Annotated in this window: 24 protein-coding genes, 7 pseudogenes and 2 other annotated features; of the genes and pseudogenes, 10 read left to right on the top strand and 21 right to left on the bottom strand. The window is 37.4% G+C overall.

Annotated elements, in window-relative coordinates:
• Positions 1–25: 25 nt before the first annotated feature.
• Entirely contained in the window at positions 26–829 is an 804-nt protein-coding gene (locus D5F11_RS09580) for an extracellular solute-binding protein (protein ID WP_120119063.1), read from the bottom strand.
• A 297-nt stretch (positions 830–1,126) separates the two neighbouring features.
• A pseudogene (locus tag D5F11_RS27350) lies at positions 1,127–1,270 on the bottom strand (transposase); the annotation flags it as partial.
• Between the two features lie 31 nt (positions 1,271–1,301).
• Here D5F11_RS27350 and D5F11_RS09570 point away from each other — a divergent pair.
• Positions 1,302–1,980: pseudogene (locus D5F11_RS09570) on the top strand (IS256 family transposase); the annotation flags it as partial.
• Positions 1,981–2,143: 163 nt separating this feature from the next.
• Here the strand turns inward: D5F11_RS09570 and D5F11_RS09565 are convergent.
• The 4 genes and pseudogenes from D5F11_RS09565 to D5F11_RS28060 all read right to left on the bottom strand — a co-directional run.
• On the bottom strand, positions 2,144–3,550 hold the full coding sequence (locus tag D5F11_RS09565) for a VWA domain-containing protein (RefSeq protein WP_120119061.1): 1,407 nt from the start codon (positions 3,548–3,550) through the stop codon (positions 2,144–2,146).
• Between the two features lie 216 nt (positions 3,551–3,766).
• Positions 3,767–3,928, bottom strand: a pseudogene (locus tag D5F11_RS09560) (TnsA endonuclease N-terminal domain-containing protein); the annotation flags it as partial.
• A 156-nt stretch (positions 3,929–4,084) separates the two neighbouring features.
• Positions 4,085–4,306 carry an ATP-dependent DNA ligase gene (locus D5F11_RS28065; RefSeq protein WP_126646544.1) on the bottom strand — a complete coding sequence of 74 codons (222 nt, stop codon included), beginning with the start codon at positions 4,304–4,306 and terminating at the stop codon, positions 4,085–4,087.
• A 70-nt stretch (positions 4,307–4,376) separates the two neighbouring features.
• Positions 4,377–4,523, bottom strand: a pseudogene (locus D5F11_RS28060) (hypothetical protein); the annotation flags it as partial.
• Positions 4,524–4,698: 175 nt separating this feature from the next.
• Here D5F11_RS28060 and D5F11_RS09545 point away from each other — a divergent pair.
• A complete protein-coding gene (locus tag D5F11_RS09545) occupies positions 4,699–4,938 on the top strand; it encodes a transposase (protein ID WP_120119058.1) in 240 nt (79 codons plus the stop codon).
• Positions 4,939–5,070: 132 nt separating this feature from the next.
• On the opposite strand, the gene D5F11_RS09540 is transcribed toward D5F11_RS09545, so the two are convergent.
• From D5F11_RS09540 to D5F11_RS09520, 5 genes are read right to left on the bottom strand one after another with little or no spacing between them, the layout of a single operon-like run.
• Complete coding sequence (locus tag D5F11_RS09540) at positions 5,071–6,165, bottom strand: sensor histidine kinase (protein WP_126646543.1); 1,095 nt, start codon at positions 6,163–6,165, stop codon at positions 5,071–5,073.
• 8 nt (positions 6,166–6,173) lie between these two features.
• The gene (locus D5F11_RS09535) at positions 6,174–6,872 is read right to left on the bottom strand and encodes a response regulator transcription factor (protein WP_244862029.1); all 699 of its coding nucleotides are present in this window, start codon (positions 6,870–6,872) and stop codon (positions 6,174–6,176) included.
• Positions 6,873–6,908: 36 nt separating this feature from the next.
• Positions 6,909–7,646: an ABC transporter permease gene (locus D5F11_RS09530; RefSeq protein WP_120119055.1), complete on the bottom strand. Its 738-nt coding sequence runs from the start codon at positions 7,644–7,646 to the stop codon at positions 6,909–6,911.
• Positions 7,647–7,660: 14 nt separating this feature from the next.
• Positions 7,661–8,407: an ABC transporter permease gene (locus tag D5F11_RS09525; protein ID WP_185830604.1), complete on the bottom strand. Its 747-nt coding sequence runs from the start codon at positions 8,405–8,407 to the stop codon at positions 7,661–7,663.
• Positions 8,379–9,320 carry an ABC transporter ATP-binding protein gene (locus tag D5F11_RS09520; protein WP_120119053.1) on the bottom strand — a complete coding sequence of 314 codons (942 nt, stop codon included), beginning with the start codon at positions 9,318–9,320 and terminating at the stop codon, positions 8,379–8,381. The genes D5F11_RS09525 and D5F11_RS09520 overlap by 29 nt, the downstream gene beginning before the upstream one ends.
• Positions 9,321–9,766: 446 nt before the next feature.
• Here D5F11_RS09520 and D5F11_RS09515 point away from each other — a divergent pair, with 446 nt between their 5' ends.
• The 3 genes from D5F11_RS09515 (at position 9,767) to D5F11_RS09500 (ending at position 11,923) form a co-directional block, all read left to right on the top strand.
• Positions 9,767–10,237 carry a helix-turn-helix domain-containing protein gene (locus D5F11_RS09515; RefSeq protein WP_120119052.1) on the top strand — a complete coding sequence of 157 codons (471 nt, stop codon included), beginning with the start codon at positions 9,767–9,769 and terminating at the stop codon, positions 10,235–10,237.
• A gap of 364 nt (positions 10,238–10,601) precedes the next feature.
• Complete coding sequence (locus tag D5F11_RS09505; RefSeq protein ID WP_120119050.1) at positions 10,602–11,492, top strand: alpha/beta fold hydrolase; 891 nt, start codon at positions 10,602–10,604, stop codon at positions 11,490–11,492.
• 194 nt (positions 11,493–11,686) lie between these two features.
• Positions 11,687–11,923, top strand: a complete 237-nt coding sequence (locus D5F11_RS09500; RefSeq protein ID WP_120119049.1) for an S-layer homology domain-containing protein — start codon at positions 11,687–11,689, stop codon at positions 11,921–11,923.
• 573 nt (positions 11,924–12,496) lie between these two features.
• Here D5F11_RS09500 and D5F11_RS28055 read toward each other — a convergent pair.
• From D5F11_RS28055 to D5F11_RS09485, 3 genes are all read right to left on the bottom strand, one after another.
• Positions 12,497–12,670: a DUF3951 domain-containing protein gene (locus D5F11_RS28055; RefSeq protein WP_120119048.1), complete on the bottom strand. Its 174-nt coding sequence runs from the start codon at positions 12,668–12,670 to the stop codon at positions 12,497–12,499.
• Between the two features lie 268 nt (positions 12,671–12,938).
• Positions 12,939–13,205: a site-specific integrase gene (locus D5F11_RS09490; RefSeq protein WP_185830602.1), complete on the bottom strand. Its 267-nt coding sequence runs from the start codon at positions 13,203–13,205 to the stop codon at positions 12,939–12,941.
• Between the two features lies 1 nt (position 13,206).
• Complete coding sequence (locus D5F11_RS09485; protein WP_120119046.1) at positions 13,207–13,653, bottom strand: hypothetical protein; 447 nt, start codon at positions 13,651–13,653, stop codon at positions 13,207–13,209.
• Between D5F11_RS09485 and D5F11_RS09480 the strand changes: the two are divergent.
• A pseudogene (locus D5F11_RS09480) lies at positions 13,653–13,971 on the top strand (transposase); the annotation flags it as partial. The gene D5F11_RS09485 and the pseudogene D5F11_RS09480 sit on opposite strands and share 1 nt — an antisense overlap.
• Positions 13,972–14,263: 292 nt before the next feature.
• On the opposite strand, the gene D5F11_RS09475 reads toward D5F11_RS09480, so the two are convergent.
• The 4 genes and pseudogenes from D5F11_RS09475 to D5F11_RS09460 form a co-directional block, all read right to left on the bottom strand.
• Entirely contained in the window at positions 14,264–15,190 is a 927-nt protein-coding gene (locus D5F11_RS09475; protein WP_212951488.1) for a dihydrodipicolinate synthase family protein, read from the bottom strand.
• Between the two features lie 58 nt (positions 15,191–15,248).
• Positions 15,249–16,388, bottom strand: a complete 1,140-nt coding sequence (locus D5F11_RS09470) for an aminotransferase class V-fold PLP-dependent enzyme (RefSeq protein WP_245998162.1) — start codon at positions 16,386–16,388, stop codon at positions 15,249–15,251.
• A 107-nt stretch (positions 16,389–16,495) separates the two neighbouring features.
• Positions 16,496–16,795: pseudogene (locus tag D5F11_RS09465) on the bottom strand (cation:dicarboxylate symporter family transporter); the annotation flags it as partial.
• A 597-nt stretch (positions 16,796–17,392) separates the two neighbouring features.
• Positions 17,393–17,752: a hypothetical protein gene (locus D5F11_RS09460; protein ID WP_126646542.1), complete on the bottom strand. Its 360-nt coding sequence runs from the start codon at positions 17,750–17,752 to the stop codon at positions 17,393–17,395.
• 119 nt (positions 17,753–17,871) lie between these two features.
• Positions 17,872–18,134: a binding site (T-box leader), on the top strand.
• Between the two features lie 78 nt (positions 18,135–18,212).
• Positions 18,213–18,476, top strand: a binding site (T-box leader).
• An 86-nt stretch (positions 18,477–18,562) separates the two neighbouring features.
• On the opposite strand from D5F11_RS09460, the gene ilvB reads away from it, so the two are divergent.
• Positions 18,563–20,299, top strand: coding sequence for a biosynthetic-type acetolactate synthase large subunit (gene ilvB / locus D5F11_RS09455; protein ID WP_120118200.1), 1,737 nt, complete (start codon positions 18,563–18,565; stop codon positions 20,297–20,299).
• A 5-nt stretch (positions 20,300–20,304) separates the two neighbouring features.
• Positions 20,305–20,781, top strand: a complete 477-nt coding sequence (gene ilvN, locus D5F11_RS09450) for an acetolactate synthase small subunit (RefSeq protein WP_120118199.1) — start codon at positions 20,305–20,307, stop codon at positions 20,779–20,781.
• Positions 20,782–20,924: 143 nt separating this feature from the next.
• Here ilvN and D5F11_RS09445 read toward each other — a convergent pair.
• Positions 20,925–21,269 (bottom strand): annotated as a pseudogene (locus D5F11_RS09445) (transposase); the annotation flags it as partial.
• Between the two features lie 405 nt (positions 21,270–21,674).
• Here D5F11_RS09445 and D5F11_RS09440 point away from each other — a divergent pair.
• Positions 21,675–23,081 (top strand): right-handed parallel beta-helix repeat-containing protein, encoded by a 1,407-nt coding sequence (locus tag D5F11_RS09440; RefSeq protein WP_120118197.1) that lies wholly within the window; start codon positions 21,675–21,677, stop codon positions 23,079–23,081.
• 435 nt (positions 23,082–23,516) lie between these two features.
• Here the strand turns inward: D5F11_RS09440 and D5F11_RS28050 are convergent, their stop codons facing one another.
• Positions 23,517–23,681, bottom strand: coding sequence for an IS3 family transposase (locus tag D5F11_RS28050; protein ID WP_120118196.1), 165 nt, complete (start codon positions 23,679–23,681; stop codon positions 23,517–23,519).
• Positions 23,682–24,508: 827 nt separating this feature from the next.
• Positions 24,509–25,588, bottom strand: a complete 1,080-nt coding sequence (pdhA, locus tag D5F11_RS09425) for a pyruvate dehydrogenase (acetyl-transferring) E1 component subunit alpha (protein WP_120118193.1) — start codon at positions 25,586–25,588, stop codon at positions 24,509–24,511.
• Positions 25,589–25,787: 199 nt separating this feature from the next.
• Here pdhA and D5F11_RS09420 point away from each other — a divergent pair, with 199 nt between their 5' ends.
• Positions 25,788–26,612: a PaaX family transcriptional regulator C-terminal domain-containing protein gene (locus D5F11_RS09420; RefSeq protein ID WP_120118192.1), complete on the top strand. Its 825-nt coding sequence runs from the start codon at positions 25,788–25,790 to the stop codon at positions 26,610–26,612.
• Positions 26,613–26,843: the final 231 nt, after the last annotated feature.

Raw genomic sequence — 26,843 nt, 5'->3', positions numbered from 1 at the left:
ATTTTTTTAGACTTAAGGCCCATCCTTACTTCCAGCCCCATTTTTGAAAGATTCGGTGAGATTCTTCCGTTCTTAAATAATCAATAAATTGCTGTGCCTCTTTTTTCTGATCAGTGATTTTCGTCAGCGCGATCGGCGTTCCACGATAGAGCTTTTCTTCTTCGGGCAGTTCAACCAGGTCGGTCACATCCTGGAGCCGGTAATGCCACGATTCATACGTAATCCAGGCGTCGAGGCTGGAATTCGATTTCCATCGTTCAATGGCTTCGGCACTCGACTTTACAGAAAGGGTAATATTTTGGGAAATGCCTTCGATCAGTCCTTTTCTGCCTGCCAGGTCTTCCCACAGGCCAAGCTGGCCAGCCCCATTCACATCGATTATTTTTACTCCCTTTTCCGTTAAATCCTCCAGGCTTTCAATCTTCTTTGGATTTCTTTTCCTCACCAATATTCCTGCAGCACGCGGGTAAAGTTCCGTTCGTGATTTAGTGTCGATCATTTCGGGGTGGTTAAAGATGAAGTCCTGCAGCATATACTCGGAGCCACCGAAAATAATATCTGCATCTTGCTTTGCCTGGCCGATCCAATTGCCCTCTGGTCCGGCTGTTACTTCCACCTTTATTCCTGTTTCAGCTGAAAAATGTTCAGCAGCTTCCTTGATCGGTCCAAGTGGTCCGCCCGGTCCGTACACCCGGATGACATGATCACTTTGTCTGGAATTTGGTGTCGCCTGGGACACCGGTTTACGATCCATTTTTGCATAGGCTGACAATCCGGCAGCCGTAATGACAAAGAGCAGTAGAGCTGATAGGAACACGGCCTTCTTCATGATTCTTCCTCCATTTCATACATGATTTTTACCGGTACTATTAAAGGAAACGAAGGGAGGCTGTAAACGGTTTGATATAATTGCAAAATAGTTTAGAAGGTTTCATAATTCTATTGAAAATTAGTCTTGTGAAGAATTTAAAAAAGATCTCCGCACAACACTACGCCAGCCTGGCCAGGTGTGTATTTTTCATGTTCTGACACGCTACGGTGAGTAATACCTGCTTACTCGAATTGTGTATTCCCCTCAACCGACAATAGCGAAACCCACATGTTGAAAAGTGACATCGTTTTCTCCAACCGGAGTGCATTGTTTGATCCACTTATAAATCGTGACTTCAGATACGCCATATTCGCCGGATAAATCTTTAACAGAGCTTCCTGAATGATACAGATCTATGATCGTTTTCTTAAAGTCCTCGCTATATTTCACCACGGACACATCCTCTCCTAATTTTTATTGTAAGGAACTTAAATATGCCGTCTATACGATCTTAGGCTACACCATGGAAGGCAAGAAGGAAATCCTTGGCCTATGGTTGAACGAGACGGAGAGCAAGCACAAATGGATGCAGATCTTTGATGAAATCAAGGCACGAGGCGTGGAAGACATCTTCTTTCTCTCAATGGGCGGAGTCAGTGGATGAGAGGAAGGTACCAGAGCTATTTTTCCTCAAGTCATCGTCCAACGCTACATCGTCCATTTAATTCGCAATTCCATCAAATACGTACCAAGCAAGGATTATAAAGCATTTACGCAGGTATTAAGAAAGGTATATAGTTGCTCCCAGTCTGAAGGCTTGTCAAAATGCCTTTGAATCCTTCAAACAACAATGGACAGCCTATCCAGGAGCCATTGACGTATGGGAGAGAAACTTTGAACATGTCGAGCATCTCTTTGAATATGGCAGCGCTATTCGTAAAATCATGTATACGACTAACGCCGTGGAAAGCATTCTTTCAAGTTTTAGAAAAGTGACCAAAAAAGGAGCATTCCCTAATGAGAATGCCCTGTTAAAAGTATTGTATTTACGCATTAAAGAACTGGAAACAAAATGGGATGGCGGGCATATCCAAAACTAGGCCATGGTCAGGAACCAGTTGCTCCTTCATGAGGAGCTGAAAGATAAGGTTTTAAAATACCTTGAGTAAAGTATACTTACACACTTTATTTGACAAACCCTCATGTTCATTCTGCTTTTTTATTTTAGGGACTATAAGAGACTATTATTTCTTCAAATGTCCTCATTCCGTATAAAAGAATTCAATGATGGCTGACCCTCGTTCATTTTTATGTAATTTCTTCGTCAACTCATCAAGTCCCCCTACTCTTTTTTCCTGGAGAGACATTCTTATTATAAAGTTCTTTTATTTCTTCCAATGATGAAGCTAAATTCTCGTCCCTTGCATCTATCAGTGTATCTTTCATTTCCTCTACTAAACTGTGATGATACTGGTAGAATTCCTTTGCCGTGTTATACATTTTTAATTCCTGTTCTTTTGTAATTTTCTCCTTTGTATAGAGACTTTGAAGAGAAAATTGAATTAAATATTTCTCTTTTGAAATATTATTTTTCCAAGAGTTTGATAAGTCATAGACCGCTGACTTTTGTTCATTGGCTACATCATAGATATCTGATTTTTCATTTTGGTACCAGGTTATCCACTTATAAGCATCAGCCGAAGTCTTATTAAATTGGCTCTTTAGTTGCTCACGATTACGGACATTTACGTATGTACCTCCTGCCGCATCTGCTACATCCTTTAATTGCTGTTCAGCTTTACTGTCTAAATCAAAGCCAATAATATTGACAACTGGGGAGATTTCCGAACCCTTTAAGCTTTTAGCTGTAGCAACAGGGTCCCCATCACAGGTCTCAACCCCATCACTTACCAGATAAATAATATTTCGATGGTTCTCACCTTTGTATTGGGATAAATCCTTTTGTGCCTCAAGCATCGACTGTGCAAGAGGTGTCCAGCCAGCTGGATTAAATTTCCCTAGAGCATCCGCCAGCTCCGATTCATTGTATGGTTTAATGGGATAAACTAATTCATTTGCCGCACAGGACATGGCTTTATCCGCATTAGAACTCGTACCTTTATGTCCATATACACGTAAGCCTACATTTGCTTCTTCCGGTAAGGATGACGCAAATTCTTTAATGGCCTCCTTAGCTATCTCCATCATGGACTTGGAACCTATCATTTCCCTCATACTACCACTAGCATCAAGAATAATTTCTACATTAAATGTTTCCGATTGTTCTTCTTTTGAGATTTCCTCTGAATCAGGTGTTGTAGCAATACTTAATGAATCAATGATTACTTTTGGATCATCATAATCCATCTTGAAAAGAGAGTATACATATGCCAATAAATTCGACAATTCCTTATCACTTGCCGTTTTAGAAATAGGAGGGATTGCATCTAACGCTTGTTGAACCGCTTCATCTTTTACCTGGGTGTCCTTTGAGGCATACAATCCAACTGGATAGGAAACAACTTCCTCAAGAGTACTAGGTATTTCTGGAGCATTTAGATTAAACGGGCTTTCCTCTGTCCCCGTTGCTGTTTCTTCATCTGGTTCTTTTTCTACTTCAACGTCTACCTTCGTAACCTCTTGATCTTTTACTTCATCAGTATTTCCCTTTTTTTCTTGGCATCCAACCAAAAAGATAAAGCAAAAAAATATTGCAACGGGTATTAAAAACCTAGACAATTAAACTCCTCCAAACTCTTTGAAATTAAAAACTCATTTAAGAATAATTGAAATTTATCCCATCTGAATGATTTCCTTTGACTCCTGCGATTCATCCATTTGAAAGATTGTTTAATGATAACACCCCTAAATTTATTTACAGTCTTTATGTTGTCTGTGAAACAGTAAAAATTTAGTATACAATTAATGAGCGTCTTAATCTATTTATAATGCCATGCGTGCCATTATTTTAGGAATATCCTCATCTGTAACAATACCCCAATCAATATCCTTCCGTCGCCAATACTCTCGTTCGATTTCAAACTTTTCAAGTACACGTTCTTTTAGTTATTCGTCCTTCATTTTGATTGTATGGGCTACTTTAAATACGTCTTGCCCTTAACTGTCTCAACTTTCGCAGAGTGAAATTGGTAAATAAGCCTTGATATAACTAGGCAGGCCGGAGACCCAGTGCTCAAATTGACAATTGCGTATTGATAGTTTTTGATCTTAAAAAAACACCAGTTGATCTGCTATCCAAAGTATAAAGTTTATCTATTTTTTTGAAACAATACCTTCGAGGCCAAGTGATCTTACTTTTTCAAAAAGGTCTTGCCCATCTGGGTATGTAGGGCATAAGAAAATGTAAGGTATGTTTACTACTACAGAGTCAAGTCTTTCAAAGCGATCAATCAGAGATTTATTAATCAAAGGTTGGTCGTTAAGAAACAACATGTCAAAAGCTGAAAAATGAATAGAAAGCAAGTCTCTTAACACTGTAATCTTATCGCTCTAAAACGAGTCATCAGACTGTCAAAGCAATACTTATTTTCAGGGGCAAAACAGATCATCTCACCGTCCAAGATACAATTGGAAACAGGTATTTGTATAATATATATTGTAACTCTAGGTATTTATAAGTGACCTCGTTACCATGGCGAGTGTAAACCTTAATTTTTCCATGATTATAGTGGAACAAAGCCCTACGACCATCTAGTTTTAATTGATGGCTCTATTAATATTCTTCTTTGTTTTCTTCAATAATTTCACCACCTAGATTTGATATAAACCTAAGTTATGTCTTTCCTTCTTTCTCTTAAGCCCCAAAATGAATTTGGACAGCTCTAAATAAAATATTTTATACTAAACATATCAAAGGAGCTGACATCATGAAACGTACTAAACATCCCCAAGAATTTAAAGTTCAAGTATGTAAAGAAGCCATTGAAACGGGAAATGCAGCTTTAGTTGCACACCGATATGAACTTAGCTCTAACATGGTGAATAGATGGGTCAAAGAATACAAAAAAGGTAAATATGATGATATCATATCCACCGTTGGAACAAGCCCCATCGAAACAAAAAAACTTTCACAAGAGAATGACCAATTAAAAAAGTTGTTGGGTTAAAAAAATTTAGAAATTGCCATCCTTCGTGACCTCTTCACTGCCACTGGCCTACAACCGACATCAAGGGTTCTGCGGACACTATTTATCCATTGATCCTAATTTTGGTTTAACTTGGTGTCCTCTCGTCTAATTTCAGAAAAAAATACTTATTTCCGTACCTTTACCCACCTCGCTCTCCACTAGCAGCTCCGCTTCGTGTAATTCTACTAATTGCTTAGTTATTGCTAAGCCTAAACCTGTTCCCGAAGTATTTTCTGTTGTCGTTCCTCGATAGTATCGGTTAAACATATTTTTTTGCTCTTCCTCATTCATTCCTTTACCGTCATCTTTAATCTTAATAAAGAACTCATTTTTTAGTTCATTATAAAAACATGAGATAACAACCTTTGTCTTTTCAGGATTGTGTATGATAGCATTCATAATGAGATTAGAGATAATTCTTTTCATAGCTCTAGGCTCAAAAGAGCATTCATAGTTTGTTACATTGGATTCGAATATAATCTCATGGTGAGAAATGTCCGGTAATTGCTGAAATTCAAGAACAATCAATTCTATGACGGGAATGATGTTTGATTTTGTTTTATTGATTGAATATTTTCTTTGATCGAGTTGCAAGGTCAAATGTAATTCATCAATTAGTTCCTTAATATGAACTGATTTTTCGTGCATAATTTTCATGGAGTCTAAAATTTCTTCTTTATTATATTGTTCAGGTTGCTCAATGATCATATTTGTATATCCTTGGATATAAGATAGAGGCGTTTTTAAATCATGCGTTATGCCTGCTGTCCACTCACTTCGTCTCCTATCAAGAGTTTCCCGCTCTACTTTATTTTCTTCTAATTTATAAGTTAGTGATTTAAGATTTGAGTAAATCTCATTAAAAAGAGGGAAAAGAATCATTTTTTTATTTCTATTATTATGTGGAATGGGTACAGTATGATCTCCTTTTGCTAATTGATGCAACCATGTACTAAAGTAAAAAAATGGCTCAGATATTTTTTTTACATAAAATAGACCAAATAAAATAATAGAGATTATGATTGGGATGAAAGCCGTAACCACTGCCCAAATAACATTTGAACCTATTTCAGTATCAAGAACTTTCTCTGCAATAATCGTTGAAAATGTGTAAAACAGAATCGATGTTGTGAACACTGTAAAAAAAGAGACAATGATTACGAGAAAAAACACACCTAAAAAATGCAAGAATAGTTTCTTTTTCATGATATCATTCACCCTTGGGAAACAAACTTATACCCCAACCCCCTAATATTAATTAATTTTTCAGGTGAGCTGGGATTTACTTCTATTTTTTTCCTAAGTCTTCTAATATGAACGACTACAGTATTTTCATAACCGATTCCCTTTTCTCCCCACACTGCCTCATAAAGATGCGCTATACTAAAAATTTGATTTGGATGTTTCAAAAAGAAACATAACAACTCATATTCCTTTGATGGCATTTCAACAGAATGACCATCGATAAGAACAATTGCCTTTTTCATATCAACCTTTATTTCCCCGATTTCATAAATAGATGTTTGGGTCTTTTGAATTTTTTCAAGCTTTTGTCGCCTCGTGATAGCCTTTATTCTTGCAATCAGCTCCATTGGATTAAATGGTTTTTTAATATAATCGTCACCGCCTAACGTAAGTCCCGATATTACATCGAAATCGGTCGTTTTTGCTGATAAGAAGAGGATCGGGATTTGTAATTTAGAACGAATTCTTTTACAGATTTCAAAACCATCCATATCCGGTAACATAATATCCAAAATAATTAGATCGATTGAATGTTTTTCTACTATTGTTAAAGCCTCTTCACCTGAAAAAGCCGTGTATAAATGAGAGTAACCATTTTTTGAAAGAGCTATTTTCAGCATATCAATAATGCCTTTTTCGTCATCTACAAGTAATATATTCTCACTCATATACATTCTCCTATCTAGTGATGGCTATTATCAATTTCACAGAATTTTTTCGCTTTTGTTTATAGTTCTGTTTCCCCATATATACAGTATAAGAGAAAGAGTAAAAACAAGTGCATAAAAATAACTCAATGAATGTGTGAGTCCCGTTTCCGTTGGTGATGCCATTGCAATTGAAGGTAAAGCCCAAGGATAATATTGTTCAAGGTTCACTACCATCATAACTAAAGAAAGAAAAGTGAATAAGACATTTAAAGATAAAGACAACATAAAACTTTTAGTTTTTATAGCTAGAATCAATTGAAAAGTTGCAATAGGAAAAATGGCAATCCATCCATTAATAACAGCTTTAAAAAAGAAGACAAGATTCATTTCGTCTTGCAGGCCGAGTAATTTCCCAACGATTACAAAAAGAAGACATTGGGTTATTTGCGTGAATAGCAACAATAAAACTAATAGAACTAGTTTTGAAACGAATATTTTTTCCCTTTTCACAGGCATAGAAAACAACTGTTTCCATCCTCCTGTTAGATGATCTGTTCTACACAAAAATATTGCATATATACCTGATAAGATGGGAAGTAAAAATAAACCGTAAAAGAATGTTACTTGGGTCCATAATTGATACCATTCATTCGTACCACTTTTAGATAGAATATCTAAAGATGATGTATAATTAAAAGAACCTAAGAAGGTACCGACGACAGGTCCGATTAATACTAAGATCCATATTTTTTGTCTTTTTAATTTCATTAATTCTATTTGAAAAAAATCCATATTGAAGTACCCCCTCACATTATATCCCGTTTTGTAAAATGTAACATGCTTATGAATATTATTAGAGCACCAACAATTAGACTTAATCCTACGTACATAGCTGGATTTGTGGTTTGTATTATGCTCATATTTTGAGCTTCATCAATGACTAACTGTATTGGTAAAACTGATGACGGAAAAGTCCAAGGTAAAAGTCTTCCTATATCGAATGGAAAAACATAAAACGTATAACTAAAAATCGCTAACAGAATCCCTATACTTATTGGAAATGCTTGATTCTTTATGATAAGCGAGAGCCATAGTTGAAAAGCGATTATAGGAATATAAGCTATAAAAAGTGAGACAAATACTTTTAAGATTAGGTTTATCAGACTAACATCTGTTTCTAAAAATATAAACCCTATAAAAATGAATCCTATCATCAAACTAACAAAAAAAGCAATTTCAGCAATTATGCATTCAATTAATTTTGCAAAATAAATTCCGCTCTTTCTTAATGGGAATGTAAAAGTTTGTTTCCACATATTATATCTATGCTCAGAGTTGGCAATATGGCTACATATCATAGTCATAGATATTGGTAAAAAGATGGAGCATGTCGTGCTCATTTGTAATAAATAACTTTCCCATGGGAATTCATCAACAGGATTGTATTTTATGGACAAACTTGCAAATAGCAATACAAATGCACATGAAACGAAAGGAAGAAGAAATACATACTTATTCATTTTTTTAAAATCTGTTTGAACCAATGTCCACATTTTTCTCTTCATCCTTCCTAATTAAATTCAAAAAAATCTTTTCTAAAGACTCTTTATGCTCTTCAATTCTGTACACACTTATCTCATTTTCCACTAATAATTTATTAATAGCCGCAACTTCTTTGCATCCGAGTTTACTCATCGTAAAGCCATTACTATGATCATTAAACTTTATATTTCTATTAGTTAATAATTGTTGAGTTTTCCTGATTTCTTCTACATAAAAGTGAATACATGACTGATTAAGATTTCTTAAACTACTCATTTCCCCTTGGAATATTAATCTTCCTTTATTGATGATCCCGACATGTGTAGCCATTTGATCAATTTCACTCAGTAAATGACTTGATATTATGACTGTCATTCCGAATTTTTTTGGGAAAGATTTAATTAGTTCTCTTATTTCTTCAATGCCAGCTGGATCAAGACCATTTGTTGGTTCATCCAAAATTAGTAGTTCAGGATTCCCTAAAATAGCTGCACCGATACCTAATCTTTGTTTCATTCCGAGAGAAAAATTTTTTGCAAGCTTATTTTTTGTCGTGTTTAGTCCTACGATTTGGAGCACTTCGTTTATTCTTACGTCAGGAATTTCTCTAATTCTCGCAATCACCTTCAGATTTTCAAAGGCAGTTAAATTTCCATAATACGATGGAGATTCTACTAGAGAGCCGACATTTTTTAACACTTCAATTCTATTTTTGGTAACTGATTTACCATTTATTCGAATTTCCCCATTGGATGATTTAATTAATCCTAAAAGCATTCGAATTGTTGTCGTTTTCCCGGCTCCATTTGGTCCTAAAAAACCGTAAATTTCCCCTTTCATTACTTCTAAAGAGATGTTATCTACAACAGTAGAATGTTTGTATTTCTTTGATAAGTTTTTTGTTTTGACAATCATTTTCTCCATTTCCTCACCTCAAAAACAACAATACCAGGTGATAATGAACAGAAAAGGAATAGAACATTAACAAAACATTAATTTAAGAATGTGAAGCTGTAGTTTTTAGCATTTTAATGGACTCAGAAATTATTATCCCAAATCACGAAAACGCAATTCTCTGGATATTTTTTCTAGGGGCATCAAGAAAAATACTTATGCCAAGCTGATTCAACCGCTTTAGAAACAGGTCTGGGAACTACAAGTGAGGTTTACGAGGCCTCAAGGGAAATATCCCGAGGAGAATCGACTTGCAAGCTACATTTAAGCATTGGAAAAATGGTGAAAACGATTAAGTTTGTATGTAGTGATAGCAAATGGTTCGGGAGAACTTGAGGACATGAATTACGTCAAAAAATTGACGTAGTTTATGTCTTTTGTTATTATTGACTTAAATTACGTCAAGGAGTGAAAAAATGAGTGTTCAGACCATTTTAAATGCTAAAACCACATTAGAATACCTCGTGTTGGTCAATGAACGGTCTTATTCAGCGATCGGTAGAGAGTTAAATATTACTCCTCAACAATTTTCGGATTGGATTAAGAAACGCAGACCGATTCCGCAAGAAAGATTAAAAACACTTAGTGACTATTTTGATATCGATGAATCGTATCTAGTGGATGAGAATAATTTCACAAAAAATCTCGACCCAATTAATATGATTGATATCCAAATGCTGCTCACTAAGAAAAAAATAAATGAAGGTGTTGAGGAGACAGAGCCTTATCTAGAACATATCCAGAAGCTTCAAAAGGAAAAAGCGAAACAAATTCGTATCGGAAGATTGGCTTCGATACTCCATCATGATGATGAAGAAATAGACCGAGGAATCGATCTATTCTTGACAGAAATGGAGCAACTGATAAAGGGGAAACGAAATGACTAATAGAATCGAGAGTTGATTAAAGGGCTGTTTTCTACAGTCTTTTTTTCGGGACTAACAGGCATCACTTCATAACTATTTTTGCTTCGGGATAACCTCGAGACATAAATTACGTCGAAAATTTTGACATAACTTATGTCTTTTGTTATTATTGACTTAAATTACGTCAAGGAGTGAAGAAAATGAGTGCTCAGAACATTTTAAACGCTAAAACCATTCGTTACATCGAACCATCTCAACGCGCTGGCATGAGGTTCATGCAGCGAGGTATTGAGAGTAGCATCATCGGACTGCAGCAATCGAAGATTCACGCCTTCTGCCTATGGCAGAACTTCCGATACCGATTTAATTGGAGGAGAACATAGCCATGAACATCCTGAAAGTCAACGGCGTCGATTTGGCCTATGACAGTTTCGGTAACGAAAACGACGAGGCTATTATCCTAATCGCCGGGCTTGGAACCCAGATGATCCGATGGACGGTTCCATTTTGTCGAATATTAGCAGCGCGGGGATTTCGGGTGATCCGTTTTGACAATCGCGACGCAGGTTGCTCGACGCACTTTAGCCATCATCAGGCGCTGGATTTTGACGCACTGGCGACTGCTCTCATGTCGGGACAACGACCGGGCATCCCCTACACTCTCGATGACATGTCCGACGACGCTATCGGACTGCTCGACGCCCTTTCAATTGACCGGGCACATTTCGTTGGCAGGTCGATGGGCGGAATGATCGCCCAGATTGCAGCCAGCAAGTACCCTGAACGGGTTTTATCGCTCACCTCCATTATGTCCAGTTCCGGTAATCCCGCCCTTCCGCAATCTGCCCCGGATGTCATGGCGATGATTACTAAACCGGCGCCGAACCCATTTGAGGATGAAGCAGGATTTTTGGCGCACAGCCTCTCTTTTGCCAAACGCATCGCCGGCACCGGCTATCCGTTTGAAGAGGACGCTTATCGGGCGCTCATTCTGGAGGAAGTCCAGCGAGCCTACGATCCAGGCAGTGTCGGACGACAAATTGCAGCGATCGCTGTCTCCGGTGACCGTCGTCCGCGGCTGGCGACCATAAAAGTACCAGTACTTGTCATTCATGGGGTTGACGATCCCCTGTTCGTCCCAGCGTGTGGCGAGGACACGGCTTCTGCCATCCCGGGCGCCGAGCTAATGTTGGTTGACGGCATGGGACACGACCTTCCGCGCCAACTGTATAAAGTAACCGCTGATGGCATAGAGCGAACGGCTCGTCGCAATTGACACGTGCTTCCTGCTAGAAACCAGCACCTACTCCGTTTCATACATCGTGGATTACACCGATTTCTTCGGAACGTATATGGCGAGGGCGATCGTGCCAAAGGTCGGATTCATGGGCAAGAACATCATCGGCGTGCATTACGATCCGGTAACGAAAACCTTCAGTTTTATGCCATCCCAACCTGGCAAACGAGGGGATGGAAGCAGGACATGGTCATGAACGTCCCGCACAACAGTCTATACGCCGTGGTGGAAGTGTAGCCGAAAACCTTTGCCGATATGACCGGGAACAAAAAGATGTGCAACTGCTCGCTTCGCATTTGATCATCAACGGGGTGACGGCGAATCGATTAGAGCCGAATGTGGACATCACCCGGGCGGAAGCGGCGGTGCTCTTGGAACGGTTGTTAAAGCAGCTCCATTTCATCAATTAACGGGGGTTCATAACAGAGACTCCATTTGAACGTATATGTGGAATCGACCGAATAAGCGCCGGTATCATGATAACATCGTGAGCCGTCGCTTTTTCTGTGGGGATTTTTCCAAACAGACGATGGTCAAATTCAGAAACGAATTAATCAACTATCGGATTCGATAGTGAAATAAATAATAACCCGATCTTCTTGAATTAGACGAAGAAATCGGGTTTTTTAATGGGGGAATTGCTTAACGTTGTAAATCCGCATTTTCCTAACGTTACCCCTATAGGCTTTGGTTTTATCGTTAATCCCCAAAATTCATAGTCTTGATTAGTATCTGTCGTCTCTATATATACATCAAATGAAATTTTTTCATCGATTCAGTATTTCAATTTCCCTACCTACGTAGAAAAGAACCAAGAATGGCATTCGCTACTCTTGGTTCTCACGCAATGTATATATCTATATATTCATACTCTTTTGTGTATTAACTTGATTATATCGTCACGGTAGTATACATTTGAAAATATATATTACAATCTCATCGATTAAGGGATGATGCGATCTAATAATTAAAAATAACTAATACTAATCGTCATTTTCTCTTTTAGTTCCTCTGGTTGTATCATCAAATGGTGTATACATATTATCATATCTTTTCTTTCTCACCACGACATTATATACACCTAAAATTATCAGTCCTAAAAATATTATTCCTATTACAAGAACTATTATATTTATTATCAAATTTAAAACCTCCATTTCCTATATTAAAATTTTAAAAATCTGAAAGGGTGCATAAAATTCGAAAAAAATATTGTCATTTCTATCTGTTGCTTTATTTATTAGTATATTCACTGTAGATTGTGCTAGTGCCGCCTATAAAAGTGGAACTAAAACAACAATGGGTGGTTATACAGTTTAAGCATTTAAATAAAATATTTACTTACAATGTATGCAGTTTTCTTTTTTTGAGGGAATAAGTTAAGGGAAAATTTTTCTATGTTCTCTTTCACATTTTCACTTTTAGTCATAAATATTTATCCAATGTTGGATCGGACACTTCCAAATAGTGTTTATCAATTGTCTCCAATGATTTATGTCCTGTTTGTTTGGCAATGGTTGATAAATCTGCTCCTGCTACGTGCATGGACAACACTTGCGTCTTTCGGAAATTGTATGGTGCATAACCAGTCCATTTTTTTAAATTCTTTCGATAGGCTGTTTCAGATATTGCCCTGCTCTTATATTCTCCTATTTGGCTGACTTCACCTACAAAATAATCACCAGGTTTCAACTTATATTGCATCTAAATCAAAATGACCAACTTTAAGAAGAACCATTTCACTAGGACGATTGGCTGTCGTCAGATTGACTAGGCAGATGGCTCTGGCTCTTGTGTCCAACTGTCTAATTTTCGCCAGCAATTTTTCTTTGTTGATTGGCGACTTTCCTTTTACTTGAATCAAATCCATTTTATCACCCTCATGATACATCGTCCTCATGGTCCCAATTTTGCTGCGAATGGAATCATCAAAATGTATTCCCAGAGTAACTGTAAGGTATTTCCTTATGGCGACTACTCGTTTTTCCCATGTTGTCTTTTTGACCCTTTCGTTTTCAATGGAATTATACATATAATATAGAAAGGATTGTTCATCTTCTTTTCTTCCAGTTTCGTCACAGAAAATTTTAAACTTCTGAATATCATTTTTATATGAAGTTGAAATCTTGTTTTCAATCATGGCCGGCCTATCCAGGAGCCATTGACGTATGGGAGAGAAACTTTGAACATGTCGAGCAGCTCTTTGACTATGGCAGCGCTATTCGTAAAATCATGTATACGACTAACGCCGTGGAAAGCATTCTTTCAAGTTTTAGAAAAGTGACCAAAAAAGGAGCATTCCCTAATGAGAATGCCCTGTTAAAAGTATTGTATTTACGCATTAAAGAACTGGAAAACAAAATGGGATGGCGGGCATATCTAAAACTGGGCCATGGTCAGGAACCAGTTGCTCCTTCATGAGGAGCTGAAAGATAAAGTTTTAAAATACCTTGAGTAAAGTATACTTACACACTTTATTTGACAAACCCTTAGAATATAGGGCTCAAGCCGCTTAAAGCACTTTTATTGTTTCAACTGTCTACTTGACAGGGAGCATATCATCTTTTTACAAAATGGATTCTTATTATTTATCGTAAAATACTGGCTTGTAGAGTATTTTTGATCAATCTTTATTTCAAAGCTACATTTACCGCCCTTTTCGGGAGCATCGTGCCCGCAGAGGCTCCGTGTCAAGTCTTGTAATCTTTTCTTCTAAAACAGCAATCCCATATAAGATAGCGAACAACCAATTACTTCCTCGTATATTCTGAATCCACCCTTACTAGATTTTCCATGGTCTGATTAATAATATGCTTGACTTTCTTTTTATCCTGTTCATTAATTTGCATCATTGGGCTCCTTACAAATCCTCCTTGGTAACCCATAAGGTCACATGCATATTTCAAACCTGGGATCCCATACGTTCCGGTAACAGCCGTATTCAGGGGGATCAATGATTGATAAATCTCCTTTGCGGCTATGAGATCCCCGTCCTCATAGGCCTCTTGTATCCTTACGCATTCCCTTGGGTTGCAGTTTGCCAAAGCCAATATCGCTGCTTCCACTCCAAGGGTCAATGCAGGAAAGAGAGCCGATGCTGTGCCTACGATCAGATTAAAATCAGCGGGTAGGAACTTTTTAAAAGCGGCAAGCTGTGGAATATCCCCGGTGCTATCCTTCATTCCAATTATGTTTGGATGATGGCTCAAAACCTCCAGCATATCAGCCGATACATTAATATGGGTATACTTTGGAACGTTATAAATTAAGATGGGGATATCGCTATGATTCGCGACATCAGAAAAATATCGAATAAGTGCCTCAGAAGTCATTGCCCCCTTGTAATAAAACGGTGTTAAGATCAATGCCATATGAGCCCCGAGCTTCGCAGCCTTATTTGTAAGAGCAATAGTTTCCCTTGCAGATTCCATTCCCGTACCGGCCATGATGAGAAGATCCTTTTTGGCAGCTTGCACCGTTTCTTTAATAATGGTCAATTTTTCCTCTTCGTTTAAATAAATAGTTTCACTATTCGAGCCAAGGGCTAAAAACCCCGAAACCTTGTCCTTATTCCATTTTTGTACATTCTGTGCAAATCGCTGATAATCCACTTCACCACTCTCATGAAAAGGGGTGACGACAGGCGGTATAATGCCTTTAATTTTCATTTTACTCATGTTTCATTCGCCTCCAAATAGTCATTTACTTGCAAATCTATCAAACAAAACCCAGTCCTTACTGTATTTTGCATATTTCGTTAATCGCTTGTTCAATATCTGACGTTGTATTGTAAAAGTGCGGGGCCATCCGAATCACATCTTTTCTGGATGAGACCAAGATCCCTTTTGTTCGCAAAGATTTTTCCACTTCCTGGGCTTTATCTATATAAAATGCCGTCATGATTCCTCTTTGCTTGCTTGAGAGAGAGCCGGCAGGTCGCAAGCCTTTTTCGACTCCATAACTAACGGTAAAGTCAGCCAATTTACGGCAATGCTCGGATATCCGCTCTACACCAATATCCAAAAATAAATCAAGAGCAGATGAAGCGGCATACGCGCTTATAAATGAAGGTGTACCGGTTTCAAATCGCCGTGTACCTGCTCCATAGCACAAATTGTGCAGATCAAGTGAAGCTAAGGCCTCTTGACCAAGCCATCCCGTGATTCTGGGGGTCAATGTTTCAGCCAATTCTTTTTTCACATACAGGAAGGCAATCCCTGGAATTCCCAGCAAGTATTTTCTTGTTCCGGTAACCAGAATATCAATATTCATTTCCTTCACATGAAGGGGATAATGCCCGGCAGATTGGTATGCATCTATTAGCAATAGCGAACCCTTCTCGTGTACAATCTTAGAAATTTGAGCGATATCCTGTTTGAATCCATTGTAGTAACTGACATCCGCGATCGATGTAAGGAGAGTATTGCCGTCTAAATAACGTTCATAATGCTCCGGATAGATTGTGTCCTCCTTGGTAGGCAGAAAGTGTATCTCTGCCCCATTCTGACGTTGAGCCAGCCAGATATGGCCAACAGTTGGAAAATCCATATCAGTAGTGAAAATTCGGTTCTTTCCTTCATCGTAAGATAAAGATGTGGCTATGGCGGAAATGGCATCAGATACGGATGTCATGACAGCTATTTCATCTATTTCAGCTCCTATTAATTGTGCAAACTTTCTTTTTGATTCTTCTACATTTTGAATCGCCTCCGACCAATTCGTCCCTTCCATCATCAAAGAATGAACGTATTTCTCGGTCGCTTGTTTCACATGAATAGACAAGGCTCCCTGTGAGCAAGCTGCCAGATGCACTTTTGATTGCAGAATAGGGAATAAAGAGCGATATTCATCAAGCAAGCTTAAAGAATAGTTCAAGTTTATCCACCTCCTTACTTTTGCAAAACTTCCAGTTTATTTGTATCCATGGACCTATGGCCATGACTGTCAAAGCCTTCTGTTCCTAATGGAAGATCACATGATGTAATATACTGTGCGGATTTGATAGAATCAAACTGTTTTTCCCAAATGGACATGACAACAGCAGCTAATGCATTCTCATTGGTGGTGCGGGCCGTATCCAATAGCCTGTCGACCCCAATATTGAAAACGCTCCCTTCCAGTGGAAGCCCCTCTGCAGTCAATGTGGCTATTAACACAACAATAAGAGTTCCCGGAACGCCAGCCATTCCCTTGAAGGTTATCATCAATATAAAAAGTAGAGTCAATTGTTCTGTCAGCGATAAATCAGTTCCATAAGACTGGGCTATAAATAACGCAGCAAGACCTTAGAAATACGATTGGTTCACCATTTACCTATAAGGTTAACATACAACTCGTCATCGCTTACCTTAATAAAACTAATTCTTTCAGTTTCCATAGTGACCTCCGATATTTTTTTACTTAATATTCTATTTCTCTATTTTGTGAAATTTCCCTTTTTAAACTGTTTTGTGATATTCAAGAAAATGGCCCGATTTTGGAAGATACTCTAATTCAATTTAAATGTTACCTATTATTGTTTTTTTCTTCATGATTTCCCGTATGAAAAGTATTATAAATACAATGTATAAACAAATGGTAATGATACTAAACCAAGACCAATGGAGTAAAAAGTTATTTATGATATCTAATACTATTACAACTATAAATGCATTTAAAATTAAAGCACTCTTCCGTTTATTTAACTCTGTTTGAATATATTTTAAGAACGCTTCCAATCGTCTGGAACAAGCAACCATAAACCCGGCGTAACACATTTATTGCCTTCAATATCTTCTAGTGAACCAATTTCAATTGGTTTTATCAAAATCTGTTTAATTCTTTCATCATCCAAATTTATGATTATTCTCGCTTCACTTTGATTTTCAAACCGATTATGCTTAATTTGCTAATTCAATAGGTGGTCTCTGTCCAAAATCCCACCAACCATATTCACCGTATTTATTAAAATCAATATAGGAAACGCGTGTAATGATTATTTCTTCTCTATTTAGACCCAAAGCCATAAGGGCATTGATAATTCTTTGTTCAAACTCCTTGTAATCGTGTATAAAAATAACAGCAGGCTTATCTTTTTGATCTAATTTCTCTATTTCTTGAGGATCCAGATTATCCACAAAATCTCTAAAATATGATGCTGGTACCGTTGCTGTTAATCTGTGTTTTCCCTCTTCTTTTGGGCAATCAAACATACTTTGCTTTAAAATATAAAAGCAAAAACATGACAACTCCATATCCATAGATCTCTTCAAGTAAACAGGTTGTCCAATAGGGATACGCAGCATGAGTCCGATATATTTTGGTTATACGTAATCTTGACATATTCACAAAACTATTATATGATTCAAAACAATTGAGATTCTAAGCTATGATGAGGATTAAGAAATTAGGCTCTTATGTACAGAGAGCAAAGGATTTGCTGGAACCTTTGCCATAATCCTGATTTCGCAGTCGCCTCTGAGCTGTGTTCCTGAACAACACTTATGAATAGTAAGGAATACCGGAAGGCACCCGTTATTGTGTCATTGGTTTCAAAAGTTTGAAACCTTCCGAGGTTATATGCTGTGAGGCATATAACAAATCAGGGTGGTACCACGGAAGTTAACCTCTTTCGTCCCTACATACGCAATTCCTGCGCGTATGGGGATGAAAGAGGTTTTTTAATTTAATATCTTTCGATTTAATATTCTTAATGATAAGAATTAAGCAATGAAGAGGATCAAGAAACCGGGCTCTTATGTACAGAGAGCAAAGGATTTGCTGGAACCTTTGCCATAATCCCTGATTTCGCAGTCACCTCTGAGCTGTGTTCCTGAACAACACTTATGAATAGTAAGGAATACCGGAAGGCACCCGTTATTGTGTCATTGGTTTCAAAAGTTTGAAACCTTCTGAGGTTATATGCTGTGAGGCATATAACAAATCAGGGTGGTACCACGGAAGTCAACCTCTTTCGTCCCTATATACGCAATTCCTGCGTGTATTTGGATGAATGAGGTTTTTTGTTTTTTAAATAAATTCAATCATAATCTTTTGGAGGATGATGACTAATGAGTACTGAAAGCAAAATGATTTTATTAAACGAAGAATATCGAGAAAAGTTGTTACAGCCTGATTGCATAAACGGTTCTGAAATTTTACTTCGTTCGCTGCTATTAGAAGGAGTAGATTGTGTCTTCGGTTATCCTGGAGGAGCTGTATTATACATTTATGATGCAATGCATGGAAACAAAGATTTTAATCACGTTTTAACACGTCATGAGCAGGGGGCGATTCATGCAGCTGATGGTTATGCAAGGGCAACGGGCAAGCCTGGTGTATGTCTTGCTACATCGGGTCCAGGTGCAACCAATCTCGTGACGGGAATTGCCACAGCTTATATGGACTCAGTTCCAATGATTATTATCACCGGCAATGTTGCGACTTCTGCAATTGGAAGTGATGCTTTCCAGGAAGCCGATATTATTGGGATTACTATGCCTATAACCAAACACAGTTATCAGGTACGGGATGTTGAGGACCTCCCAAGAATCATTCGTGAGGCATTTTATATCGCATCCACTGGCAGAAAAGGACCTGTGTTGATTGACATACCAAAGGATGTTTCATCTAACAAAACGACCTTTAAATACCCAGAGGAAATCGAAATCCGCGGCTATCAGCCTAACCCGCAGCTTGATATGCGACAGGTAGAAAATTTGCTAAAAGCAATCGAAGATGCTAAACGTCCAGTAATAATTGCTGGTGCTGGTGTCGTTCATTCTGGAGCACATGAGGAACTATTAGAATTTGTCAATAAAACACAAATACCTGTTACCACTACCCTTCTTGGACTAGATGGATTCCCAAGTGCACACCCGTTATCGATGGGGATGCCAGGTATGCACGGAACGTATACAGCGAATACGGCAATACAAAATAGTGATTTGTTAATAAGTATTGGTGCCCGCTTTGATGATCGGGTAACGATGAAATTGGATGGGTTTGCGCCGAATGCAAAGATTGCCCACATCGATATCGACAGATCTGAAATTGGAAAAAACATTAAAACCGAATTTCCTTGTATTGGTGATATAAAGACGGTGTTAGCATTAGCTAACAGAACAGTTAAGCCTGCTCAATCGGATGAATGGATCAATCAAATCATGAAAAATAAACAGAAGTTTCCGTTGAAATATCAAGATGATGATCAGGTACTAAAGCCACAGTATGTGATTGAAATGATTAACGAAACAACAGGCGGGGAAGCCATTATCACTACTGATGTAGGGCAGCATCAAATGTGGGCAGCTCAATTTTATAAATTCAATCACCCGTGCTCCATCATTACTTCAGGAGGACTGGGTACGATGGGGTTTGGTTTGCCTTCTGCCATTGGAGCACAAATTGGAAATCCGAATCGTTTAGTTATTTCCATTAATGGGGATGGCGGCATGCAGATGTGTGCTCAGGAATTAGCCATTTGCGCGATTCATAACATTCCGGTAAAAGTGGTAATCATAAATAATCAAGTGCTGGGCATGGTACGGCAATGGCAGGAACTTGTATACGAAGAACGTTATAGTCATATAGACTTATCTGGAAGTGTAGACTTTGTTCAATTGGCAAAAGCATATGGAGTAAAAGGACTTCGGGCAAAAACAAAAGAAGAAGCACGGTGCGTGTGGAAAGAAGCATTGGAGACTCCGGGTCCGGTCTTAATTGATTTCGTTGTACCTAAAGAAGAGGTGGTCTTACCAATGGTTTTACAAGGAACAACTCTTAGCGAAATGAAGATGGAGGGATAAATATCATGGAAAATCAAAAAACAATTTCATTATTAGTTAAAGATCATCCGGGCGTTATGCAAAGAATAACAAGTCTTTTTACCAGGCGTGGGTATAATATGGAAAGTATAACAGTCGGACCCTCTGAAGAAACTGGTTTATCCCGAATCACCATCATTACCATTTGTGATGAAAGTCAAGCAGATCAGATCATCTTTCAACTGCAAAAATTAATGGAAGTCTTTGAAGCTACACTTCTCGGACCGAAAAAAACGGTTACTCGCGAATTAGCTCTTATAAAAATGAATGTAGAGCCAAATCGGTATGGAGAAATTTTTAATCTAGTGGAAAGAAATCACGCTACTGTGTTAGACATCGGTTCAAAGACAATGGTTATTCAGGCTGTTGGAGATACAGAAAGGATTGATGAAATTGTGGCACAGTTGACACCTTATGGAATATGTCAGTTGTCTCGAACTGGTGTAATGGCGATGGAAAAGTAAAGTTAAAGCTAGAGTAGTATTGCTTAAAAATAATGATTGATAAAACACACTCGCTAATATCCATTTTACTTTAAATAGAATGAACCCGTTTTGAAAAAAAGATTAATCAAAAGGGTTTGTCAAATAAAGTGTGTAAGTACTCTTTACTCAAGGTATTTTAAAACCCTATCTTTCAGCTCATCATGAAGGAGTAGTTGGTTTCTGACCATGGCCCAATTTTGGATACGGCCACCCTCCCATTTTGTTTCCAGTTCTTTAATCCGCAAATATAATACTTTTAACAGGGCATTCTCATTGGGGAATGCTCCTTTTTTGGTCACTTTCCTGAAGCTGGAATGGATGCTTTCCACTGCGTTTGTCGTATACATGATTTTACGAATGGCGCTGCCATAGTCAAAGAGCTGCTCGAAAGGGTTAAAGTTTCTCACCCATACGACATTAGCTCCTGGATACGCCGTCCATTGCTGTTTGAAAGATTCAAAGGCGCTTTAGACTTGGATTGGAGGTACAGTATGCTTCTCTTAGTGCCCGTGTTAATGCTCTACAAAGCCTTGTCCGAGTGTAGAAATGTATTTAATGGAATTACAAATTAAATGGATTATACAATGCGATACCAAGACATCTTGGAAAATGTTTGAACTCCTTTTCCAAGGGGATACTCAGTGAATTCTGCCTTTTCTTTTAACATACTTTCCTTCTCCTGACTGGTTCGATTGATAATATGTTACTCAAGCTAAATGTACGGAATTGACTTTTTGTGTAGCAGTAAGCTTTTATTGCTTAATCAGTTACAGATATCACTTTTACCCTTTCAAATTTTTGTGATGGTGTCCAAGAAGTGATAACCTATAATTGTGCTGGCAATTCATTGTTAATAGAAAGGATATCTGAATTTGAGAGTATTTTATTTTATTTTTTCAGTGGGGCTATTAGCCTCTGTTCTCATCACCTTAGATTGGAATAAGACAAGTAAGAATATAGAAGAACAAGCCGACTGCTTATATGTTTCTCCAGATGGAAACGATCAAAATGAAGGAACGAAAACAAAGCCATTTCGTACACTATCGCGTGCTGCAAAAGAGGCTGTTGCAGGCACAACCGTGTTAATTCGGGAAGGTACGTATAAAGAAACACTTGATGTGAAGCACAGCGGTACGTCCGAAAAACCCATCACCTTTAGAAATTATCGGAATGAAAAAGTCGTTATTAACGGAGAACCTGTCGGAGGTTCAAAAGATGAAACATCGCTCATTCGTATTCATGATAAAAAACACATTACAATCAGCGGTTTAACGATTAAGAATCTCTCTGTTTCATCGGAAAAAGCCACCGCCATGGGTATTTATGTTTCAGGCTCCAGCAGCCATATTACCCTTAAAAACAATCATGTCCGCGATATAAAGACAACAGCGGATGAAGGCAATGCCCACGGCATTGCAGTCTATGGAACGGGCAGCATGAAAGAAATTAAGATCGAAGACAATACCGTTGAAAAATTGATCCTCGGAGCGAGTGAAGCGGTTGTGCTAAACGGAAACATTGACGGCTTCACAATATCGGGAAACGTAGTGCATGATAATAACAACATAGGTATTGATCTTATCGGTTACGAAGGTACTGCCAAACGAAATGATTTTGTGCGAAACGGCGTCGTAGAAAACAATACTGTTTATCATAACTCAACTTACGGAAATCCTGCTTATGGGAATGATTACTCAGCGGGCGGCATATATGTCGATGGGGGGAAAACTATTGAAATTAAGAATAACATCGTTTATAACAACGATATCGGTATAGAAGCAACATCTGAGCATAAAGGAAAGTATGCTGAGGATATTCAAATAACCGGAAACAAGGTGTATCAAAACGCCTATACGGGTATTTCAATCGGCGGTTACGACAAAGAGCGGGGAGGCACGATCGATTCTGTCATTGCTCATAATATTCTATTCCGCAACGATACTAAAGGTCTGTATGGCGGGCAGCTGCTCCTACAGTACGACACAAAAAATAATTCAATAGAAAGAAACATCATAACAGCAAGTGATTCGCGAATATTTATTGCAAATGATTTTACGAAAAATGACGGAAATAAAGTGAATCATAACATTTACCATAAGGAACCCGGTCAAGACGGCTTATGGGTTTGGAAAAAGAATGAATACGATTCGTTTGCGTCGTATCAAAACGCAACAAATAATGATCAAGACTCTATTTATGCCAATCCGATGTATCATGACGAGAAAGCCTATGATTTTACATTAGACCCAGATTCACCAGTTCGACCTGTCATTGAGTAATGCACATAAAAACAGCGTTCCATTCCATTAAACGGAGTGGGCGCTATTTTTATCCTCGAGGGCAATCACTTCAATCATTTCTTTTTATTCACCAGCGTTTGCAGGGCATAGGTTGCAACGCACCGTGCGGCCATTTGTTCACCACAATTGATGACGTTCTAGCTCCCGTTCAGAAAGCCCTGGCACACTATATGTGATACAGGTTATCACAATTGGTCATAAACCTTCAGTTTTGTTTAATCCTCCACCGTAGTCAAAGTAGAAAAATGTGTTATCCTATCGATCTAAATTCTTGCCCCCGTATGCTTAAGAACATATTCTTTTCTTCAATCACAATTTAACAAAATCTAATCTTTAAACGGCAGCTCCTAAAATCTTACTCAACTAAAAAAGACGCATTCTTGTGTGGTGCCCCCTAAAAGTTAAAGTTTTATATCAAGCAGTCAATTGGCTGGTGTGAAGACGGTAGTTAACTGGACTCATGCTAGCCAATTTTTGCTTGATACGTTTGGTATTGTAATAGTTGATATAGGTTTCGATTTTCTTTTTTAACTCTTCATACGTGCAGAGTTCTTCCCCATAATTCATCTCCTGCTTCAATAGGCCAAGAAATTTTCCATCGACGAATTGTCTATGCAGTTTCCCTTGCGGGACATGCTTTGGAACACTCTATGGTCCTTAAGGGTCTTGCCCCATTTCCTGTGGTAATAATGCCATCTCTGATCAGAGTGTATGGTTGTCCGATATTTTGCACCTTGTACTATTTGAAGAGCGTCTTCTAACGGTTTCATTGTAACCTTGGAATAAAGTTTGATTAATTTTATTTAAAAAACCTTGATATAAAAGCAAATAGAAAAAGCGTGTTTTGAAAAAAGATTGATCAAAACACGCTTTTTCTAAATTCAATTGAATCATCCTTTAATAAAAAAGTTTGATAATTTTTATGATCCTTATCTAGCTTTGAAGTAAAGTTTAATCAAAAATACCTTGTAAACCAATTCTTTACGATAAATAAAAAGATTTCATTAAAAAAAAGATTGCTCAAAATAGATTCTTATTTATGTTAAATAGCCAACCTTTTTATAATAAAGTGTGATCGTAATCCTTTATAAGATATATTCTGTAATAAGGTCTGATTTTCTTAATCAAAAAATGATAGCTACAACCGGTTCTTAATTCATCTTTCTTTCATTATACTTACCCCAACAAATAAAAATAGGTCCAAGGGAAAAGATTCCAATCTTTCCCTCGGACCTTTTATCTAGAGGTGTGTTTTTTACATTGTATAAAAGATATCTCCTCGGTCACTACCTAAATAAAGCGGAACCCTAGCTACAGTTTTCTTGTTCATAAGAATAATTTTCGGAAGTTACAATTCATTATTCCATATTTTTTATATTTATTAGAGAAGAATTGAGATACATCGTTTATCCATTTTCTTTTTCTTTTACTTGATTTAACTGCTCCCTTAAATTGAAAGGTAGTTCCTCATACATGTTCTCAATTAAATTGGAAACTTTTGTCTTGCTTTCAGATTCAGCTTGTTTTATTGCATTTTTCACATCTTTTTTTGCTTGTTCTATAATTTGAAACTCCTGTTCCTCAGTCCATAAATCTTGTTTTTCTAAAAACAATCTAAATCTTGTTATAGGATCTTTTTGGGCCCACTCTTTCTCAAGTTGTTCATTTCTGTAGAGTGTTGGATCATCACCTGATGTTGAATGAGGACCATACCGATAGGTTACAGTTTCAATTAACGTAGGACCATTTGAATTAATCGCCCGTTCTCTTGCTTCTTTAGTAACTACATAAGTAGCTAGAATATCCATTCCATCTACCCTTACGCCTTTAATTCCAGCAGCAACAGACTTATGTGCAATCGACTTTGCAGCTGTTTGTTTTTCAAATGGTGTTGAGATTGCAAATTGGTTATTTTGAACAACAAAAATGGTTTGAGCATTGAAAACTCCTGCGAAGTTTATCCCCTCATAAAAGTCTCCTTGAGACGAGCCACCGTCACCAGTGTAAGTAATTGCAACATTCTTTTTCCCTCTCTTTTTTAAACCAAGTCCGACTCCTGCAGCTTGAACAATTTGTGCGCCTATTATGATTTGAGGAGGTGTTACGTTAACTCCTTCAGGCATTCGCCCCCCTTTATGATGTCCCCTGGACCATTGGAATAATTGGGATAACGGAACCCCTTGAAACAACATTTGCGGAAGATCTCGATACCCTGGTAATATCCAATCTTCTTTTTCTAGTACAAACTGCGTTCCAATCATACTAGCTTCTTGTCCAGCAACTGGAGCATAAAAACCTAATCTTCCTTGTCTAGATAATGAAATACACCTTTGATCAATTGTTCTAGTATAAATCATTCGCTCCATTAGGAGTTGTAACTCTTTATCACTAAGTTCAGGCAACAAGTCGTTATGTACAACTTCTCCGTTTTCATTTAACAGCTGAAATGTTTCAAATTCATTAATTTCATGTAGTAGGTTATTCACTTTTATCACGTCCTTAAAATTAATAGCTATTTATAACTAAATTGAATAGCCTTATTGCGATGTTTATAATATACAATACAACGTTCGGCATTTTTTATATTATATCACTTACAATAATGTGTCAATTAATCTAAGTTATAGAGATCGATCACTTGAATAGCATGATTAATTCGTTATATCCTATGTAGAGGTGAAATAGGTGACAGTTGAAAAGCAGCTATTATACTTATTATCTAAAAAGGTTGAAATGGAAGGGAAAGAACTCATTAATATTTTTGAGGAAATGAATTATACTCCACAATCAATAAGAAATATTTTATCTAAATTTAAAGGAATGTCTTATATAACGTCATTAGAGCGAGGAATTTATAAAATTACACCAAGTGGTCTAGACGCATATAGTCTATATTCTAAAAAGGATAACTTTTACACTAAACATTGGGACGGAAAATGGTACTTAGTGTTCTTGGAAATCCCAGAGACATTAAGAAGGAAAAGAGATGCTTTTAGGAAAGGTTTACTACAATTAGGCTTTGGTATGCTTTATAAGAGTGTTTATGTTTACCCGTGGGATATAATAAATAAGGTGCTAAACCTTGTTGATTCACTTGAAATTGAGGATTATATAACCATTATTTCAAGTAATGAGTTCTTGTTAAATGGGATAGTTCCTGAAGGTAGAGCAGGTCCAAACACTGCTAGTTCATTATGGAATTTAGAAGAAATCAACACTAACTACAAAAATATACAAATATGGCTTGAAAATGAGTATAAAACAAAATTTAATAGTTTAATTAAAGATAATAATCGAAATCCTTTACAGGTATTTACAAACTTTCTAACACTAAAGGAGAAAAGAGATGATCTATTAATAGCAGACCCTATGTTACCAGCTGAATTCTTACCTGGTAGTTGGCTAGGAACAACTGTACTTTTCTCAATAGATAAGTTAATCCAGACTTTAATTACTTTAATCCCTGAAAACTCTTATTATTCCTCATTTGTAGCTGATTTAAGAAGCTAAGTTATGACTACTTTAGGTAAGAAAACTCAAAAAATCCTTGAGTTTTCTTATAGGGGTAGCGTCAGGATTTTGACAATTTACAACGGTAATGTTCCAAAACACTGTTATATCATTCTTTATAAAATTTGTATCATAGGGTAAGCCTATTGGTACATAATCAAATCACTTTTGAATTAGGACTTAACAATGTCTCATATGACTCGTATCAAAATACTTATCGTTGTAAATGCA

This window comes from Siminovitchia terrae, assembly GCF_003605405.2.
Taxonomy (GTDB): Bacteria; Bacillota; Bacilli; order Bacillales; family Bacillaceae_C; genus Siminovitchia; species Siminovitchia terrae.
Note: the sequence above shows the minus strand (reverse complement) of the source record. Positions and strands in the feature narration are given on the sequence as shown.

Coding starts and splice junctions, on each gene's coding strand:
- D5F11_RS09580 (WP_120119063.1), bottom strand. CDS start 829: ATGAAGAAGGCCGTGTTCCTATCAGCTCTACTGCTCTTTGTCATTACG.
- D5F11_RS09545 (WP_120119058.1), top strand. CDS start 4,699: ATGAAACGTACTAAACATCCCCAAGAATTTAAAGTTCAAGTATGTAAA.
- D5F11_RS09540 (WP_126646543.1), bottom strand. CDS start 6,165: ATGAAAAAGAAACTATTCTTGCATTTTTTAGGTGTGTTTTTTCTCGTA.
- D5F11_RS09535 (WP_244862029.1), bottom strand. CDS start 6,872: ATGAGTGAGAATATATTACTTGTAGATGACGAAAAAGGCATTATTGAT.
- D5F11_RS09530 (WP_120119055.1), bottom strand. CDS start 7,646: ATGGATTTTTTTCAAATAGAATTAATGAAATTAAAAAGACAAAAAATA.
- D5F11_RS09525 (WP_185830604.1), bottom strand. CDS start 8,407: ATGTGGACATTGGTTCAAACAGATTTTAAAAAAATGAATAAGTATGTA.
- D5F11_RS09520 (WP_120119053.1), bottom strand. CDS start 9,320: ATGGAGAAAATGATTGTCAAAACAAAAAACTTATCAAAGAAATACAAA.
- D5F11_RS09515 (WP_120119052.1), top strand. CDS start 9,767: ATGAGTGTTCAGACCATTTTAAATGCTAAAACCACATTAGAATACCTC.
- D5F11_RS09505 (WP_120119050.1), top strand. CDS start 10,602: ATGAACATCCTGAAAGTCAACGGCGTCGATTTGGCCTATGACAGTTTC.
- D5F11_RS09500 (WP_120119049.1), top strand. CDS start 11,687: ATGGAAGCAGGACATGGTCATGAACGTCCCGCACAACAGTCTATACGC.
- D5F11_RS28055 (WP_120119048.1), bottom strand. CDS start 12,670: ATGGAGGTTTTAAATTTGATAATAAATATAATAGTTCTTGTAATAGGA.
- D5F11_RS09485 (WP_120119046.1), bottom strand. CDS start 13,653: ATGATTGAAAACAAGATTTCAACTTCATATAAAAATGATATTCAGAAG.
- D5F11_RS09475 (WP_212951488.1), bottom strand. CDS start 15,190: ATGAGTAAAATGAAAATTAAAGGCATTATACCGCCTGTCGTCACCCCT.
- D5F11_RS09460 (WP_126646542.1), bottom strand. CDS start 17,752: ATGGATATGGAGTTGTCATGTTTTTGCTTTTATATTTTAAAGCAAAGT.
- ilvB (WP_120118200.1), top strand. CDS start 18,563: ATGAGTACTGAAAGCAAAATGATTTTATTAAACGAAGAATATCGAGAA.
- ilvN (WP_120118199.1), top strand. CDS start 20,305: ATGGAAAATCAAAAAACAATTTCATTATTAGTTAAAGATCATCCGGGC.